Annotated in this window: 17 protein-coding genes and 2 tRNA genes; 12 read left to right on the top strand and 7 right to left on the bottom strand. The window is 60.4% G+C overall.

From position 1 onward, the window contains the following. Nucleotides 1-37 precede the first annotated feature (37 nt). Nucleotides 38-976 (top strand): D-alanyl-D-alanine endopeptidase, encoded by a 939-nt coding sequence (pbpG, locus tag JQ848_RS08400; RefSeq protein WP_029612469.1) that lies wholly within the window; start codon nucleotides 38-40, stop codon nucleotides 974-976. Nucleotides 977-1,256: 280 nt separating this feature from the next. Here pbpG and JQ848_RS08395 read toward each other — a convergent pair whose 3' ends face one another. The 6 genes from JQ848_RS08395 to gltX all read right to left on the bottom strand — a co-directional run bounded on the left by JQ848_RS08395 (nucleotide 1,257) and on the right by gltX (nucleotide 5,444). Beyond that, nucleotides 1,257-1,709 carry an Hsp20 family protein gene (locus JQ848_RS08395; RefSeq protein WP_003447312.1) on the bottom strand — a complete coding sequence of 151 codons (453 nt, stop codon included), beginning with the start codon at nucleotides 1,707-1,709 and terminating at the stop codon, nucleotides 1,257-1,259. 121 nt (nucleotides 1,710-1,830) lie between these two features. Beyond that, nucleotides 1,831-2,790 carry a tRNA dihydrouridine synthase gene (locus JQ848_RS08390; RefSeq protein WP_060691479.1) on the bottom strand — a complete coding sequence of 320 codons (960 nt, stop codon included), beginning with the start codon at nucleotides 2,788-2,790 and terminating at the stop codon, nucleotides 1,831-1,833. A 73-nt stretch (nucleotides 2,791-2,863) separates the two neighbouring features. Further along, entirely contained in the window at nucleotides 2,864-3,298 is a 435-nt protein-coding gene (locus JQ848_RS08385; protein WP_003447310.1) for an acyl-CoA thioesterase, read from the bottom strand. A 171-nt stretch (nucleotides 3,299-3,469) separates the two neighbouring features. Beyond that, nucleotides 3,470-3,545: transfer RNA gene (locus JQ848_RS08380), tRNA-Glu, on the bottom strand. A gap of 77 nt (nucleotides 3,546-3,622) precedes the next feature. After that, nucleotides 3,623-3,698: transfer RNA gene (locus JQ848_RS08375), tRNA-Ala, on the bottom strand. Nucleotides 3,699-3,962: 264 nt separating this feature from the next. Next, on the bottom strand, nucleotides 3,963-5,444 hold the full coding sequence (gene gltX, locus JQ848_RS08370) for a glutamate--tRNA ligase (RefSeq protein ID WP_010656148.1): 1,482 nt from the start codon (nucleotides 5,442-5,444) through the stop codon (nucleotides 3,963-3,965). Between the two features lie 202 nt (nucleotides 5,445-5,646). Between gltX and JQ848_RS08365 the strand changes: the two genes are divergently transcribed. From JQ848_RS08365 to JQ848_RS08315, 11 genes are all read left to right on the top strand, one after another. Continuing rightward, nucleotides 5,647-6,597, top strand: coding sequence for a 2-hydroxyacid dehydrogenase (locus JQ848_RS08365; RefSeq protein ID WP_202210469.1), 951 nt, complete (start codon nucleotides 5,647-5,649; stop codon nucleotides 6,595-6,597). A gap of 21 nt (nucleotides 6,598-6,618) precedes the next feature. After that, the gene (locus JQ848_RS08360; RefSeq protein WP_003447307.1) at nucleotides 6,619-7,944 is read left to right on the top strand and encodes an Nramp family divalent metal transporter; all 1,326 of its coding nucleotides are present in this window, start codon (nucleotides 6,619-6,621) and stop codon (nucleotides 7,942-7,944) included. Between the two features lie 115 nt (nucleotides 7,945-8,059). Next, on the top strand, nucleotides 8,060-9,004 hold the full coding sequence (locus JQ848_RS08355; RefSeq protein ID WP_202210468.1) for a siderophore-interacting protein: 945 nt from the start codon (nucleotides 8,060-8,062) through the stop codon (nucleotides 9,002-9,004). A 214-nt stretch (nucleotides 9,005-9,218) separates the two neighbouring features. Then, nucleotides 9,219-10,427: a PepSY-associated TM helix domain-containing protein gene (locus JQ848_RS08350; protein WP_003447303.1), complete on the top strand. Its 1,209-nt coding sequence runs from the start codon at nucleotides 9,219-9,221 to the stop codon at nucleotides 10,425-10,427. Continuing rightward, entirely contained in the window at nucleotides 10,424-10,966 is a 543-nt protein-coding gene (locus JQ848_RS08345; protein ID WP_202210467.1) for a thiamine pyrophosphate-binding protein, read from the top strand. The genes JQ848_RS08350 and JQ848_RS08345 overlap by 4 nt, the downstream gene beginning before the upstream one ends. 26 nt (nucleotides 10,967-10,992) lie before the next feature. After that, nucleotides 10,993-11,298, top strand: coding sequence for a hypothetical protein (locus JQ848_RS08340; protein WP_369826388.1), 306 nt, complete (start codon nucleotides 10,993-10,995; stop codon nucleotides 11,296-11,298). Continuing rightward, on the top strand, nucleotides 11,295-11,849 hold the full coding sequence (locus tag JQ848_RS08335; protein ID WP_202210466.1) for a DUF6162 family protein: 555 nt from the start codon (nucleotides 11,295-11,297) through the stop codon (nucleotides 11,847-11,849). Before JQ848_RS08340 ends, JQ848_RS08335 begins: the two co-directional genes overlap by 4 nt. A gap of 26 nt (nucleotides 11,850-11,875) precedes the next feature. Then, the gene (locus JQ848_RS08330; RefSeq protein WP_003447296.1) at nucleotides 11,876-12,808 is read left to right on the top strand and encodes a metal ABC transporter substrate-binding protein; all 933 of its coding nucleotides are present in this window, start codon (nucleotides 11,876-11,878) and stop codon (nucleotides 12,806-12,808) included. Further along, a complete protein-coding gene (locus tag JQ848_RS08325; RefSeq protein WP_202210465.1) occupies nucleotides 12,805-13,557 on the top strand; it encodes a metal ABC transporter ATP-binding protein in 753 nt (250 codons plus the stop codon). Before JQ848_RS08330 ends, JQ848_RS08325 begins: the two co-directional genes overlap by 4 nt. Next, on the top strand, nucleotides 13,557-14,456 hold the full coding sequence (locus JQ848_RS08320) for a metal ABC transporter permease (RefSeq protein WP_202210464.1): 900 nt from the start codon (nucleotides 13,557-13,559) through the stop codon (nucleotides 14,454-14,456). Before JQ848_RS08325 ends, JQ848_RS08320 begins: the two co-directional genes overlap by 1 nt. Beyond that, the gene (locus tag JQ848_RS08315) at nucleotides 14,457-15,368 is read left to right on the top strand and encodes a metal ABC transporter solute-binding protein, Zn/Mn family (RefSeq protein ID WP_202210463.1); all 912 of its coding nucleotides are present in this window, start codon (nucleotides 14,457-14,459) and stop codon (nucleotides 15,366-15,368) included. Here JQ848_RS08315 and cycA read toward each other — a convergent pair. Beyond that, nucleotides 15,365-16,771, bottom strand: coding sequence for a D-serine/D-alanine/glycine transporter (gene cycA, locus JQ848_RS08310; protein WP_003447275.1), 1,407 nt, complete (start codon nucleotides 16,769-16,771; stop codon nucleotides 15,365-15,367). The two genes, JQ848_RS08315 and cycA, sit on opposite strands and share 4 nt — an antisense overlap. Between the last annotated feature and the right edge of the window lie 54 nt (nucleotides 16,772-16,825).

Genomic DNA, 16,825 nt, shown 5'->3' with positions numbered 1-16,825 from the left:
AGATCGGCACCTCCCAACCATCCTTGAGTCATTCTGCGTGAAAATTCATCTTTCGATTCTGAGCCTATTTTTAGTTCTTACAGGCACCGCCGCCCCTTCGATCGCCGCAGCGAACGAAGCCACTTCGGCTCCAAGGGATACGTCACAACTGCACATCGCTTCAGGCAGCGCGATGCTGGTCGACCTGCAGACCAACAAAATCATTTATTCCAGCAACCCTGATGTCATTGTCCCCATTGCGTCGGTCAGCAAGCTGATGACCGCCATGGTGGTACTCGACGCCAAGCAGTCGATGGATGAGTACATCTCGGTCAACATCAGCGACACCCCGGAAATGAAAGGCGTGTTCTCCCGGGTCAAGCTGGGCAGCGAACTGTCGCGCCATGAAATGATGCTGATCACCCTGATGTCTTCGGAAAACCGTGCCGCCGCCAGCCTGGCGCACCATTATCCGGGCGGTTATGTAGCGTTTATCGCAGCGATGAATGCCAAGGCCAAAAGCCTGGGCATGATGAGCACCCATTACGTCGAGCCCACCGGCCTCTCGGTGCGCAACGTGTCCACTGCCCGGGACCTGAGCAAGTTGCTGGCCGCAGCGCGGCATTACCCGATGCTGACCCAGTTGAGCACCACCAAAGAAAAGACCGTGGCGTTCCGCAAACCCAACTACACCCTGGGTTTTCACAACACCGACCATCTGGTCAATAAAGACAAATGGAACATCAAGCTGACCAAAACCGGTTTCACCAATCAGGCCGGACACTGCCTGGTACTGGTCACGGAAATGGGTAATCGCCCGGTTTCGTTGGTGATTCTCGATGCCTTCGGCAAATACACCCACTTTGCCGATGCCGGCCGTATTCGCAACTGGGTAGAAACCGGCAAGAGCGGCAGCGTGCCTGATATAGCCCTGCGCTACAAAGCCGAGAAAAATCTCAAGCACTACCAGGGCACAGCGAATCAGGCCGCAAAGTAATGCGTGACAACCAGGCCCGTCTCCCCGGGCCCGGTTCAGGATTTATTCAATGTTTGCTGACCCAGGTACAGGGTCCGATTGGCATCGAGCCGCAAACTTGCGACAGAGCCGTGATATTCAGGACTGTATACCCGGCCCCGACTGGAGCCGAGTGACAACCAAAGCAGGCACCTGCCCCGGGGAGAGGGTCGGAACAAATGCCTGCGTACCACTCTTCAAGGGCGCCCAAAGCAAGAGACCCCGCCTTAAAGACGGGGTCCCGGGCTGGCGCTTGCTCAAATCAGTTGTTCAGAGCAGCCTGCCGATCCCCGTTGATAGGGATGCGTTTGGCTTTCGCCTCTTCGGGCACGACCCGCTGCAGGTCGATGCTGAGCAAACCATTGTTCAGGTTTGCGCCCTTGATCTCGATATGGTCATCGAGACGGAAGGACAGCTTGAAAGCCCTTTGGGCGATGCCCTGATGCAAGAAGGTAACGCCTTCTTCGCTGGTGCTTTCACGTTTGCTGCCGCTCACGGTCAGCACACCTTTCTCTACTTGCAGGTCCAGATCATCTTGCTGGAACCCCGCCGTTGCCACCACGATGCGATAGCTGTCTTCACCACGTTTTTCAACGTTGTAAGGTGGGTACCCGCCACTGGAATCATTGCGTAATGCGGTTTCAAACAAATCACTAAAACGGTCAAAGCCGACAGAATTACGGAACAGAGGCGCCATGGAAAGTGCAGTGCTCATAATTTCATCCTCCTGATTTCAGCGAGATTGGTTTACGCGACCCGCTTTCGGCATCGCGTACCCCATAGATAGGGACCGCCAAACGCATTTCAAGGGTTTTTTTTGAATTTTTTTTGCCGTGTCAGGCAGCGTCCGAAGGCGGGTTATTGACCAGATGCCTGACCTTTTCACAATCGGTTTCGCGGCGCATGGCATTGAACAGCACCATGGCTTCGGGGTAATTGCGGGTCAGCATGGCCAGCCATTGCTTGAGCCGCCCAGGGGCGGAACGCGGGGTCAACTGAGCCTCGGCCTGGGCCCAAAAGTCGCGAATCATGGGCTGCAGGTCGGCCCAGGTCATTTCGACCACCTCTTCACCGGCTTTTGCAGCAGCAATTTGCCGGGCCAGGTCGGGACGCGATACCAGTCCGCGACCGAGCATGATGTCCTCGGCCCCGCTGATTTCGCGGCAGCGGCGCCAGTCTTCAACCGACCAGATATCGCCATTGGCAAACACCGGCACCTTGACCGCGTCTTGCACCTGGGCAATGTATTCCCAGTGCGCTGGCGGCTTGTAGCCATCCATCTTGGTCCGGGCATGCACCACGATCTGGCTGGCACCCCCTTCGGCCAGGGCAATCGCACACTCATTGGCACTGTCAGGCGTATCGAAGCCCAGCCGCATCTTGGCCGTGACCGGGATATGCGCTGGCACCGTGCGCCGCACCTGCAACAAAATCGCATGCAGCAATTCGGGCTCTTTGAGCAACACTGCCCCGCCCCGGGACTTGTTCACGGTTTTGGCCGGGCAGCCGAAATTGAGGTCAATCACCCCTGACCCCAACTCACAGGCCAATGCCGCGTTATCCGCCAGACAGGCCGGATCAGAGCCCAGCAACTGCACACGCAGCGGCACGCCGGCGCGGGTTTTGGCGCCGTGCTGGAGTTCGGGGGCGAACTTGTGAAAGTACGCCTCTGGCAATACACGTTCGGTGACCCGGATAAATTCGGTGACGCACCAATCAATACCGCCGGTGCGGGTCAGGACATCACGCAGGATGTTGTCGACCAACCCCTCCATCGGCGCCAAAGCAATTTGCATGGGTGACTCTCATAAAAAACGTGCGGCAGTTTACGGGGTTCCGGGGCCAACGGGTATCAGGCTGTCGCCCTTGTCAGGCCGTTACGACCGCCGGGCCATAACCTTCCAGAAACTCGGGCGGCAGGCGCTTGGCCTTGCCGGTAGACAGTTCGATGCAGACAAAGGTGGTTTGTGCGCGCAGCAGGGTTACGCCATCGCAAGGGCGCACCAGCTGAAAGTGCCGGGTCATGCGCAGGCGCTTGTCACAATCGACAATCCAGGTTGCCAGTTGCAACTCGTCACCTTCATAGGCGCTGGCCAGATAATCGATCTCATGGCGGGCCACGGCCATTGCCCGATCGAGGCGACGATAGGCACTCAGGTCCAGCCCCAGACGCTGCGAATGCCGCCAGGCACAACGTTCCAGCCACACCACATAGGCAGCGTTATTGGCATGGCCAAACCCGTCAATATCGTCGGCCTGCACTTGCAGATCAATGATGAATGGCGTTGCCAGATCCCAACTCATGCCGTTTCTCCATACGCGAATGAAGGCCGCAGTGTAACGCACCCGGTCAGCACGAAGGCGCGGGCGGATACAGACGAAGGGAAAAGGTCGGAGTTTTGCCAAATCGCAGACAAACAAAAGGGCCATTCAATAACCGAATGACCCTTATAAATCCCGCAGAGCGGGTAATCGTGGCGTCCCCTAGGGGACTCGAACCCCTGTTACCGCCGTGAAAGGGCGGTGTCCTAGGCCACTAGACGAAGGGGACACAAACCTTCTAACACTGATCAGCGCTGAGTGCTGATCGATTCAATGCCGGTGTGGCCAGGCATTGAACTGTAAATTTGGTGGAGCTAAACGGGATCGAACCGTTGACCTCCTGCATGCCATGCAGGCGCTCTCCCAGCTGAGCTATAGCCCCAGACAGTCACTGTTACGTGTTGCTGTGTGGACGGGGCGCATATTAAGACTGGACGGGTAGGCTGTCAAACTTATTTTCAAACTTTTTTAAAAAAATTTGCCGTGAGAACAACCACTTACCCTTCTACCCCCGAAAACACGGCTCCTGAGAGTAAAACTTGTAGTCGCCGCCCCAGGCTGCGGTGGGTCAGCAGGACCACCACAGCACCGGAGGCTGCTGCGCAACCCGTCGCAGCCTGCGGCAGCCACCACAGATAACCCAGGATCAGCCAATCGCGTTAAACAGCTTTTCCCACTCTTTGTTTTCTTTCTTCGACACGCCGCCCAGCAGATCCAGCGCCTGGCGCAGACGGAAACGGGTCAGGTCCGGACCCAGGATCTCCATGGCATCCAGTACCGACACCGAGCTGGCCTGGCCAGTGATCGAAGCGAACATCAGCGGCATCGCATCGCGCAGCTTCAGCCCCAGAGACTCGACCACCGCTTGAATACAGCCGGTAATCGGGTCTTTTTCCCACTGACGCAGGCTTTCGAGCTTCCACAGAATCAATTGCATCAACTGGCGCACTTGTTCGTTGGACAGCTTCTTGTGCTCAAACAGCTTGGCATCCAGCTGCAGGCCACCGGCGAAGAAGAACCCGGCCAATGGTGCGATCTGGCTGAAGGTTTCAACACGACCCTGCACCAGCGGCGCGATCTTCATCATGTACTCAGGATTCAGCGCCCATTGCTGAACACGGCTGGCAAACTCTTCCAGCGGCAGATCGCGCAACCACTGACCGTTGAGCCAGGACAGCTTCTCGACATCGAAGATCGGCCCGCCCAGCGAGACCCGGGAAAGATCGAAGTTATCGACCATTTCCTGCAGCGAAAACTTCTCGCGCTCGTCCGGCATCGACCAGCCCATACGGCCCAGATAGTTGAGCATGGCTTCAGGCATGAAACCCATGCGCTCGTAGAACGTCACCGAAGTCGGGTTCTTGCGCTTGGACAGCTTGCTCTTGTCCGGGTTACGCAGCAGCGGCATGTAGCACAACTGCGGTTGCTCCCAGCCAAAGTACTCGTACAGCAGGATCAGCTTGGGAGCCGACGGCAGCCATTCTTCACCACGCAGCACGTGGGTGATGCCCATCAGGTGGTCATCCACCACGTTGGCCAGGAAGTACGTCGGCAGACCGTCGGTCTTCATCAGTACTTGCATGTCCATGCGATCCCACGGGATCTCGACGTCACCGCGCAGCAGGTCCGGAACCACGCATACACCTTCAGTCGGCACCTTCATGCGGATTACATGGGGTTCGCCGGCAGCCAGGCGGCTGGCCACTTCTTCTTTGGACAACAGCAACGCACGACCGTCGTAGCGCGGGGTTTCACCCCTGGCCATTTGCTCGGCGCGCATCTGGTCCAGTTCTTCGCTGGTGCAGAAGCACGGAAACGCGTGCCCCATGTCCACCAGCTGCTGGGTGTACTTCTGGTAGATCTCGCTGCGCTCGCTCTGCCGGTAAGGACCGTGGGGGCCGCCAACATCCGGGCCTTCGCTCCAGGTGATACCCAGCCAGCGCAAGGCGTCGTAGATCTGCTGCTCGGACTCGCGGGTCGAACGCAACTGGTCGGTATCTTCGATCCGCAGGATGAACTCGCCGCCATGCTGCTTGGCAAAGCAGTAGTTGAACAAAGCGATGTAAGCGGTGCCGACGTGGGGGTCGCCGGTAGGCGATGGCGCAATGCGCGTGCGAACGGTGGTCATGGGCGGTCTCGAAGTAGAGATAAAACAAAGGGCGAATGGTAACAGGCCGACCCTGCCCGGCTCCAGCGCGGGACTGACCGGTGACGCCACAGGGCGGAAAAAAGCGCGAATAGAGCCTTTGTATCGAATTGATACGGGGAAACCCCACCGGCAGGGGTGCTAATCTCGGCCCATCCTCGATCCCCCTGACTGGAGACGCCCAATGTCCCGAGTAGTACTGGTGCTGGTTGAAACGGTTAACGATTACCTGCCATTGCTCGAAAGCGAAGGTTTTGAGCTGATCCTTGCCCCCACCCCCCTCAGCCGCGCCGAAGCCATTGCCAGCCATGGGGCACGCATCGACGCAGTGCTGACCCGCGGCCCCCTGGGTTTGTCTGGCGAAGAGATGGCCGCCCTGCCCTTGCTCAAGATCATCTGCGTGATCGGCGCCGGCTATGAGCAAGTGGACTTGCAGGCTGCCAGTAACCGGGGAATCACCGTGACCAACGGCGCCGGGGCCAACGCCTCGTCGGTGGCCGACCATGCCATGGCGCTCCTGCTGTCACTGGTACGCGGCATCCCCCAGGCCGATGCCGGCATCCGTCGTGGCGAATGGAACAAACTGCGCTTGCCGTCCCTCGCCGGCAAGCGCATGGGCATCCTGGGGCTGGGCGCCGTAGGGCAAGCCATCGCCAAACGCGCCGCCAACGGTTTTGACATGAGTGTCAGCTACCACAACCGCCAGCCCCGCCCCGACACACCCTACAACTGGTGCGCCAGCCTGACCGAACTGGCCGGCGCCGTGGACTTCCTGATAGTGGCCACTCCGGGCGGCAGCGACACCCGGCATCTGGTCAACGGCCCGGTGCTCGATGCCCTGGGACCCGACGGCTACCTGATCAATATTTCCCGCGCCAGTGTCGTAGACACCGATGCCCTGATCGCTGCGCTGAGCAGCGGCCAAATTGCCGGGGCCGGGCTCGATGTATTCGATCACGAACCCCAGGTCCCGGATGCGTTCAAGACCTTGGGCAATGTGGTGATGACCCCGCACATGGGCGGTCAATCGCCAGAAGCGGCTAAAGGCACAGTGCAGATGGTCGTTAACAACCTGGTGGCATTTTTTTCCGGGCAACCGGTACTGACGCCCGTGGGCTTGCCCGCGCCTCTTTGACCATGACAGCGGAGCCCGCGCTTGAAATTCAGCCTGCCGAAAATCGCCACTGCGCCCTTCTGCCCTCCCGAGGTCAGCGGCAGCGTTCCCGTGGATGCCAGGGCGCCATTCTGGAAACGCGCATTGCGCTTTGCCGGCCCCGGGTTGCTGATCAGCATTGGCTACATGGACCCGGGCAACTGGGCCACCGCCATCGAGGCGGGCTCGCGTTACGGCTACAACTTGCTGTTCGTGGTCCTGCTGGCCAGCCTTGCAGGCATGGCGGTGCAGTGCCTGTGTTCACGGCTGGGCATCGCCACCGGCCGCGACCTGGCGCAACTGTGCCGCGAACGCTATAGCAAGCGCTCGGCACGGGCCCAGTGGGTACTGGCAGAAATTTCAATCATCGCCACCGATCTGGCCGAAGTGCTCGGCTGTGCACTGGCCTTCCATTTACTGCTGGGCTGTTCGATGACCTTCGGCATCGCCCTCACCGCCTTCGACACCCTGTTGATCCTGGCCCTGCAAGGCAAAGGCTTCCGCCGCCTGGAAGCGATCATGCTGGCGTTGGTGCTGACCATAGGCATGTGTTTTTTTGTCGAACTGCTGCTGATCAAACCTTACTGGCCGGACGTTTTCGAAGGTTTCAAACCGTCCCTGTCAGCGATCAGCGAGGCGGCACCGCTGTACATTGCGATCGGCATCATTGGCGCCACCGTCATGCCGCACAACCTGTACCTGCACAGCTCCATCGTGCAGACCCGCCTGACGGGCACCGATTACGCCAGCAAACTGGACGCCGTGCGCCTGTCGCGCATCGACACCATCGGCTCACTGGCCCTGGCGCTGCTGGTCAACGCCGCGATTCTGATCCTGGCCGCAGCGGCCTTTCACCAAACCGGCCACAGCGACGTGGTCGAGATCCAGGACGCCTACCGCATGCTCGACCCGCTGGTGGGCGGCGCCATGGCCAGTGTCCTGTTCGGCGTGGCACTGCTGGCCTCCGGGCAAAGCTCGACCTTCACCGGCACCATCGCCGGCCAGGTCATCATGGAAGGGTATCTGGACTTGCGGATTCCCTGCTGGCAGCGCCGTTTGATCACCCGTGGCCTGGCACTGATCCCGGCATTTCTCGGGGTCTGGCTGATGGGGGACGACGCCGTTGGCAAACTGCTGATCCTCAGCCAGGTGGTACTCAGCCTGCAATTGCCGTTTGCCCTGTACCCGCTGATCCGCATGACCGGCGACGAGAAACTCATGGGGCCGTTCACCAACCGCCTGCCGACCCGGCTGCTGGCCTGGTTCCTGTTTGCCGTGATCAGTTGCGCCAATATCTGGCTGATCGCGCAGCTCAGCTTCGGGGCTTGAGCAGCCCTCCTGCATCGCTGGCCAGTCTGCGATGCAGGCCACTCGATATCAGCCTTTAAATTGAGCGCAACACGGGTCGTTCTATCTAATGACTCCTGTTTATTTAGGCGCTGCCATGTCCGTTGCCACCACGCTGGTGCAATCCCTGCGTAAACGACTCAGTAAACCCGCCGGTTACCAGCTGTTCGATATCCGGCTCAAGTACAGCATTGCCTTGAGCCCTTCGCTCAAGCGCTTTGTGTTCAGCGGCAGCGATGTGGGGTTGATGCGCACGCTGGGGCCGGATCAACGGGTCAAGCTGTTTTTCCCGAGCGCCAATGGCACGCCCCCCAACCTGCCCAGACATGGCGACTGGCAAGCCGCACGGCGCCAAGCGAGTGCGCAGTGCGCTACACCAATGCGCACCTACACCATTCGCAATCTGCGCCCGGAAACCTGCGAGCTGGACATCGACTTCGTCCTGCACGGCGAAACCGGTCCCGCCTCGCGCTGGGCCACCCATGCAACACCCGGCGACCGCCTGCAAATCGTTGCTCCCAATGGAGCCTATGCCGCCGACCCCGGCGGTTATGAATGGCAGCCCCCAGAAGGCGTGCGCCAAGTGCTGTTGATCGGCGACGAAACCGCCTTGCCGGCGATTGCCGGAATTCTCGAAGAACTCGCCCTGAACCCGGACCCGCCCAAGGTGCAAGCATTTATCGAGGTTCCCCAGGAGTCGGACTGCCAGCCCCTGTTGTGCGGCCCAAAGGCCAAAATCCACTGGCTGCCCCGCGCCAGCCTCGGCAAGCAGCACGGCGACGGCATGACCCTGGCTGCCCGCGAACTGGCCAGTTTGCCGCTGATCAGAACAAAACCCGGGGGCGAACTCGAAGAGCCCGACCTGACCACCCAGCTCCTGTGGGAACGGGCCAGCGCCAAACAGAGCGAGTTTTATGCCTGGGTCGCCGGTGAATCGGCAGCAGTGATGACGATCCGGCGGTTTTTCATTAATGAATGCGGGCTGGATCGCAAAAGCCTGACCTTGATGGGGTACTGGAAACTCGGACGCTCCCTGGAGTAACCCCCAAACACCTGTAGGAGCGAGCTTGCTCACGAGCTCTTCAGTGGCATTTACACGGCTCGCGAGCAAGCTCGCTGCTACAGGAAGAGGCCGGAGAAATAATTTATTACAACTCGGGGTTCGGGTTTTCCGCGGCTCATCCGTCCTACATGGATAAGCAATCGCTTCTCAATAGCGATCAAGTACCCGCCCAGCTGCGAGTTAGTCGTTTCCCATGTCCAAAAAATCCCGTTCAAAGCTCTGGTTCCTGGTCCACAGTTGGCTAACCCTGCCCATCTGGTTTTTTGTCCTGATTGTCTGTGTCACCGGCACCCTGGCCGTAGTCAGCCAGGAGATAGTGTGGCTGGCCACCCCTGAAGCCCGCGCCAGCCAACCGTCAGATGATGCGCCGCTGCTCACTTACGAGCAGATACTGAGCGCGATTCACCAGGCCGAACCGAAACTGGCAGTGCAGTCCATCAGCCGTCCCGATGAATCGCATTTCGCACTGGTGGCCGACGTGGTCTACCCGGACGGGCGCTCGCCTTCGCTGTACATCAACCCGTACACCGGCGCCATCCAGGGCGAAAGCCCGAGTTTCAACTTCAAACAATTCACCCGGGCCCTGCACGGCTGGTGGCTGGTGCCCTTTACCAATGGCTACAGCTGGGGCTGGTACCTGGTGTCGTTTCTCGGCCTGCCATTGCTGGCATCGCTGGTGACCGGGCTGGTGGTCTACAAGAAGTTCTGGAAAGGTTTTTTCAAACCCAATCTGCGCTTCAAACATGGGGCACGGATTTTCTGGGGCGACTTCCATCGCCTGTGCGGCGTCTGGTCGATCTGGTTTATTGCAGTGATTTCCATCACCGGCCTGTGGTTTCTGATTCAGGCCTTTCTGTTTGATAACCAGATCTCCATCTCCACGGAAGGCATCCCCCCCGTGGTGGCGCGCCAGGATGTGCCGATCATGGCCAACGGTCAGCCCGCACCGCAGATCAGCCTCGACCAGGCAGTGAAGATTGCCGCCGAAAAAATTCCCGGCTTCGAAGCCAGCTTTGTCAGCTTGCCGGGCAATGCCTACGGCCATATTGAAGTGGGCGGCCCGGGCTGGTATCCGCTGCTGTTCCAGACCGCCGAAATCAACCCGTACAACGGCGCGATTGAAGGCTCGCGGATGATCGCCGACCGCTCCGGCCTGGAACTGGTAACCGAGTCGATGCGGCCGCTGCACACCGGCGACTTCGGCGGCCTGTGGGTCAAGCTGATCTGGTTCTTCTTCGGCCTGGTGCTGAGCATGATGGTGTTGAGCGGCCTGCTGATCTGGACCAAACGGACCGCACTGGCCACCGCCAACGCCCTTAAACGCAGCCATAAATCCCCGCGCCCGGCAGCAAGCCTGGCCGCCAGCCCCCATAAAAAACAACCCGCAGAGGCCAATGCATGAGCAAGACAGTGACTGCACAGCCCCCTTCCACCCTGAGCCGGCTGTGGCACAAATGGCGCTTTCACATAAACATCCTGCTGCTGTTGGTGCCGCTGGGGTTTATGCCCAAATACTTTGCCGATGCGTCGCTGTTCCGGGGTGACAGCGGCCTGGGCGAGCGTGACGTGGGCACGGTGCAGGTAGGGCCGTGGAGCCTGCAACTGGCTGAACTGCGCAATGAAGGCCCGCGCCCCGATGGCCCGGCAGGCTACATGAAGAGCTTTAACGCGGCGCTGAGCGACAGCTCCATCGATCAGGTCAAGGCTGCTTACCTGCGCATTGGCAAGCCGCGCAGCCTGCGGGCCGCCGGGGTGATTTTCTTCGGTACGCCGTATCGCATGGGCGCCACGCTGCCGATCCCCGAGCGGACCAGGGCCGACGCCGAGCTGTGGATCACCCTTGAAGGGTGGGACGGCTCGATGCATCAGGCATCCATTCCCCTGAGTCAGGCTTCCCCGGCAACCATAGCCTGGCTGGCCCAACGAGGTGCTAAACAATGAATTCGCGACTGTTCATACGCCCGGCCATGACAGCCGGGCTCCTGGCTTTGCTGGGCCTCAGCGGCCAGGCCCTGGCCCACAACCCGATGTGCGAGTGCAAGAGCGTCGAAGACGGGCAAATCCGCTGTACCGGCGGGTTTTCCGATGGCAGCGGCGCGCCGGGAGTGACCCTGGATGTGATCGGCTACGACGAGACCATCCTGGTACCGGGCAAGCTGGGGCCGGACTCGAGCATGACCTTCAAGCGCCCGGATGCCGAGTTTTACGTGCTGTTCGACGCGGGACCCGGGCACATCGTTGAAATCGATCAAGCCGATATCGAGACCCCATGACTACTCAAGTCGTACGCCCCGAAGGGGCCGGGCATGAAACCCTGTATGTGTTGCTCTTGTGCCTGCTGATTCTGGTCATGGCCGGCTCAGTGGTGGCCTGGCGTCATGAATCCCTGGAAGTGACTGCAGTGGCCGCCCACCAGCTGGATGCACGGCGGGATCTGAACGCCGCCGAACAGGGCATCTACGCCGACCTGCGAGTGACCCTGGACGAGATTCTGCTGCTCAGTGAAGAGTCCGGCGCCCTGGCACAACCCGAGCAACTGGGCGCAGAAGGCTTTGCGCCCTTTGCCATCGATGCCAGCTCCGTCAGCCGGGGCAGCCACGCCTGGCAATTGCTGGGGGATAAAGCCTATCTGGGCATCAGTCCCGACCCTGGGGTGGCGGGCGCGTTTTTGCTGCGCATAGGCACCGACCCGGATGTGTGGCTAAACCGCAATCCCGGCGCCAGCGCCCCGACCGACTTCAGCGATGCCGCCCTGAACCGCAGCGGCTGGCAGCAAGTGATCGCGCAGTTCGATGCCGGGGTTACTCGCCAGCATCGGCACTGAACCCACCGTTTTACCTGAGGCTTGTCATGTCCATTGCATCTGTTTTGCGCCGCCGCAGCCTGCTGCTGGCCGGCCTGTTGGCCTTTTGCATTACCCCCCTGGCAGCTGCCGACGCCCCGCTGGCCAAACCGCTGCGCATCGGCATCACCCTGCATCCCTACTACAGCTACGTGGCCAATATCGTCGGCGACAAGGCCGAAGTGGTGCCGCTGATTCCCGCCGGTTTCAACCCCCATGCCTACGAGCCCCGGGCCGAAGACATCAAACGCATCGGCACACTGGATGTGATTGTGCTCAATGGCGTGGGGCATGACGACTTCGCCGACCGCATGATTGCAGCCAGCGAAAAACCCCAGATCGCGGTCATCGAAGCCAACCAGAATGTGCCGCTGCTGGCCGCCACCGGCAACGCTGCGCGAGGCGCAGGCAAGGTGGTCAACCCCCACACCTTCCTCTCGATCAGCGCCTCGATTGCCCAGGTCAATAACATCGCCCGCGAACTGGGCAAGCTCGACCCGGCCAACGCCAAAACCTACACCGCCAATGCCCGCGCCTACGGCAAACGCCTGCGCCAGATGCGCGCTGACGCACTGGCCAAGCTGACCGAGGCACCCAACGCTGATTTGCGGGTGGCCACGGTGCACGCCGCCTATGACTACCTGCTGCGCGAATTCGGCCTTGAAGTCACCGCCGTGGTCGAACCGGCGCACGGCATCGAGCCAAGCCCCAGCCAACTGAAGAAAACCATCGATCAACTGCGGGAGCTGGATGTGAAAGTGATCTTCTCCGAGATGGATTTCCCGTCCAGCTATGTCGACACCATTCAACGCGAGTCCGGGGTCAGGCTGTACCCGCTGTCGCATATTTCCTATGGCGACTACAGCGCCGACAAGTACGAAAAAGAAATGACCGGTAACCTCGACACCGTGGTCAGGGCCATCCAGGAGGCCGGAGCATGAGTGCCGCCGAACACCTGAGTGTTACCGCCAGCGGGCCCGGAATCGAGTTTGATCAAGTGTCCCTGACCCTGGGGCGCACCCTGATCCTCGACCACGTCAGCTTCAGCATTCGCCCCGCCAGCGTGCATGCACTGGTCGGCCCCAACGGCGGCGGCAAAAGCTCGCTGATCAAAACCCTGCTCGGGCAAATGCCGCACCAGGGCCGCCTGGGCCTGAACTGGCCCGGTGAGCCGGGGCTGATCGGCTACGTGCCCCAGGCACTGGAGTTTGATCGCGGCTTGCCGATGACCGTCGACGACTTTATGGCTGCCATGTGCCAGCGGCGCCCGGCCTTTATGGGACTGTCGCCCAAGGTCGCTCCGGCCATTGGCGAGGCACTGGAGCGAGTGGGCATGCAGGACAAGCGCAAGCGGCGCATGGGCGCGTTGTCCGGTGGTGAGCGCCAGCGCGTGTTGTTGGCCCAGGGGCTGATTCCGGCCCCGCAACTGCTGGTTCTGGATGAACCGATGTCGGCCCTGGATGAAGCCGGGGCCCGGGTCTTTGAACGCTTGCTGGCGCACTGGCGCTCCAGCGGGGTGACGGTACTGTGGATCGAGCATGACCTGGCGGCCGTCAAGCGTCTGGCCGATCGCGTCACCGGGCTTAATCGCCAGGTGCTGTTCGATGGCCCGCCGGAACAAACCCTCAGCCCGGAGCGCTTGCTGAGCCTGTTTTCGACCCATCCGGCAACCCGCGGGAGCACCCTTTGATGAGCTACGAAGCATTCCGTGTGATGGTTCAGGGCTGGGCTTCGGCCGGGTATCTGCCAGAGGTTCTGGCCTACGGTTTTGTGGTCAACGCCGTGCTTGCCGGGTTGCTGATCGGCCCGGTGCTGGGCGGCCTCGGTACGCTGGTGGTGGTCAAGCGTTTCGCCTTTTTCTCCGAAGCCGTAGGCCATGCTGCGCTGACGGGGGTGGCCATCGGCATATTGCTCGGCGAACCCTATACCGGCCCTTATGGCAGCCTGTTCGGCTATTGCCTGCTGTTCGGCATTTCACTCAATTACCTGCGCAATCGCACCGGCCTGGCCCCCGACACGCTGATCGGGGTGTTCCTCTCGGTGTCCCTGGCACTGGGTGCAAGCCTGCTGCTGATTCTGGCGGGCAAGATCAACGTGCACATCCTCGAAAACGTGTTGTTTGGCTCGGTATTGACGGTCAACGGCAACGATCTGCTGGTGCTGGCCATAGTCGGCGCGCTGGTTCTTGGCCTGAGTCTGACGCTGTACAACCGCATCATGCTCGCCAGTTTCAACCCGCAACTGGCTACCGTGCGCGGGGTGGCGGTCAAGACCCTAGACTATCTGTTCGTGATTCTGGTGACCCTGATTACCGTCGCGGCGGTCAAGGTGATCGGGGCCATTCTGGTGGGCGCCCTGCTGGTGATTCCGGCGGCGGCGGCACGCTTGCTCAGCCAGTCACTGAAAGGCTTTTTCTGGATTTCGGTGTTGATCGCAACCCTCAGTACCTTGTGCGGCATCTTGCTGCCCATCGTGTTCGACCTGCCCATTCCGTCCGGCGCCGCGATCATTCTGGTGGCCGGTATTGCTTTCGCCCTGGCAGCCATCGCCCGTGGCGTGGTACCCAGCCTGAAAGGGAATATTGGATAAATGTCTAGCCTACGCAAACTGACTCTGGCACTGGCCATCACCGGCCTGCTCAGCACCCCGCTGCAGGCGGCCGACACGAGCGGCGCGCCGCTGCGAATCCTCGCCAGCCTGCCGATTACCTACGGGCTGGGCCAACTGCTGGTCAAGGACAGCGACATCGCCCTGGAACGGGCGGCGGCGGCCAACTTGCCCGGCAGTCGCCAAAGCGCTTACTTCAGCGGTCGCGGCGCATCGGCCCTGCACCAGCTGGCGCTCAATGCCGATGCGGTGATCGGTCTGCGCTCGGTGTGGAGCGACGACCCGCTCTACCCCATGGCGCGGCGCAGCAATATCCGCATCGTTGAGGTCGACGCCGCCCGCCCGGTGGACGGCAGCCTGCCAGGCATCGCCCTGCAGCCGGGCAATCACCCCGACGGGCTGAACAGTCAGCCCTGGCTGGCCAGTAACAATATGGGACGAATGGCTGACGTTATCGCGGCAGACCTGGTGCGCCTGGCGCCGTCCGCCAAAGGGCAAATTGAAGCCAATCTGGCGAGCCTCAAACAGCGTCTGCTCAAACTCAGCGCCGATAGCGAAGCCAGACTGGCCGGGGCCGACAACTTGAGCGTGGTGAGCTTGTCGGACCGCCTGGAGTACTTGATTGGCGGGCTCAACCTGGAGCGTGTCGAGGTACACCACAAAGGCGATGAGCCATGGACGCCCGAGGCACTCAAGGCCTTGAGCCAGACCCTTGAGGACAATGACGTAGCCCTGGTACTGGACCACCGCCCGGCGTCCGCAGCGTTGCAGGCTGCGGTGACCGAAGGCGGCAGTGAACTGGTGGTGGTCAGCGCCGATGGCGCCGATCCGGTGGCGGAACTGCAAGGCAACATCGACGCAATTGTGAAAGTACTGACAACGACTGCAGACTAGCGGTCCTGGGTCAGCATCTTGTTGCGCCGTACAGAGCGGTAGGCCAGGCCCAGTACCACAAACCATACCGGTACCATATACAGCGCCTGCCGGGTGTCGTCCTCAAGGGCCAGCAGTACCAGGATGAAGACAAAGAAGGTCAGGCAAACCCAGACCATCAACTTGCCGCCCGGCATTTTGTAGCGCGATGCCTGGTGCAGGTGATCGCTTTTTTTGCGATATGCCAGGTAGGACAGCAGGATCATGGTCCAGACAAACATGAACAGGGTCGCCGAGACGGTGGTGATCAAGGTGAACGCGTCCATCAGGTTCGGCACCAGATAGATCACCAGCGCACCCGCCAGCAAACAGATGCAGGAAAAGATCAGACCGTTGGAGGGCACTGCCCGTCGGGAAAGATTTTTAAACTTGCTCGGCGCTTCGCCCTCCAGCGCCAGGCCGAACAGCATGCGACTGGTGGAGAACACCCCGCTGTTGGCCGATGAAGCCGCAGAGGTCAGTACCACAAAGTTGATGATGCCCGCGGCTGCAGGCAGGCCGGCGAGCATGAAGAGTTCGACGAAGGGGCTTTTGTTGGCGACCACATCGCGCCAGGGGGTAACGGCCAGGATCGCAATCAGCGCGAACACATAAAACATGATGATGCGCAGCGGAATTGAGTTGATCGCCCGTGGCAGGTTGCGTTCAGGGTTCTTGGTTTCGGCGGCAGTTGTACCCACCAGCTCGATACCGACAAAAGCAAAGACTGCAATCTGAAACCCGGCGAAAAAGCCCATCAGGCCATGGGGGAACATGCCGCCGTCATTCCACAGGTTGGCCACCGAGGCGGTGTTGCCGGTCGGCGACTGGAAAGCGGTAACCACCATGTACAGGCCGGTGCAGACCAGCGCGCAAATGGCCACGATCTTGATCATGGCAAACCAGAACTCCAGTTCACCGAACATTTTCACCGTGATCAAATTCAACGACAGCAGCAGCGCCACGCAAGCGATGGCCGGCAACCACAGCGGGATGTCCGGGAACCAGAACTGGGTATAGCCGGAAATCGCAATCACATCGGCAATGCCTGTCACGATCCAGCAAAACCAGTAAGTCCAGCCGGTGAAATAGCCGGCCCTGGGGCCCAGCAGGTCGGCCGAAAAATCAATGAAGGACTTGTAATTGAGGTTGGATAACAGCAGTTCGCCCATGGCGCGCATGACGAAAAACAGCATGAAGCCGATGATCATATAAACAAAAATGATCGAGGGGCCGGCCAGGCTGATGGTTTTACCCGAGCCCATGAACAGGCCGGTGCCGATGGCACCGCCAATGGCGATCAGTTGGATATGACGATTGGACAGACTGCGTTTGAGTTCAGGCTCCTCCCCGTCCGGTCGGTGATTCAGCGTTGAATCCTTCATTGTTTTTCTACCTTGAGTTCTTGGTCTTTTACGGGGTCCGCAAACCGGATAAAC

Source organism: Pseudomonas paraversuta, from assembly GCF_904067025.1.
Lineage (GTDB): Bacteria > Pseudomonadota > Gammaproteobacteria > Pseudomonadales > Pseudomonadaceae > Aquipseudomonas > Aquipseudomonas paraversuta.
This window is presented reverse-complemented; position numbering and strand designations above follow the sequence as displayed.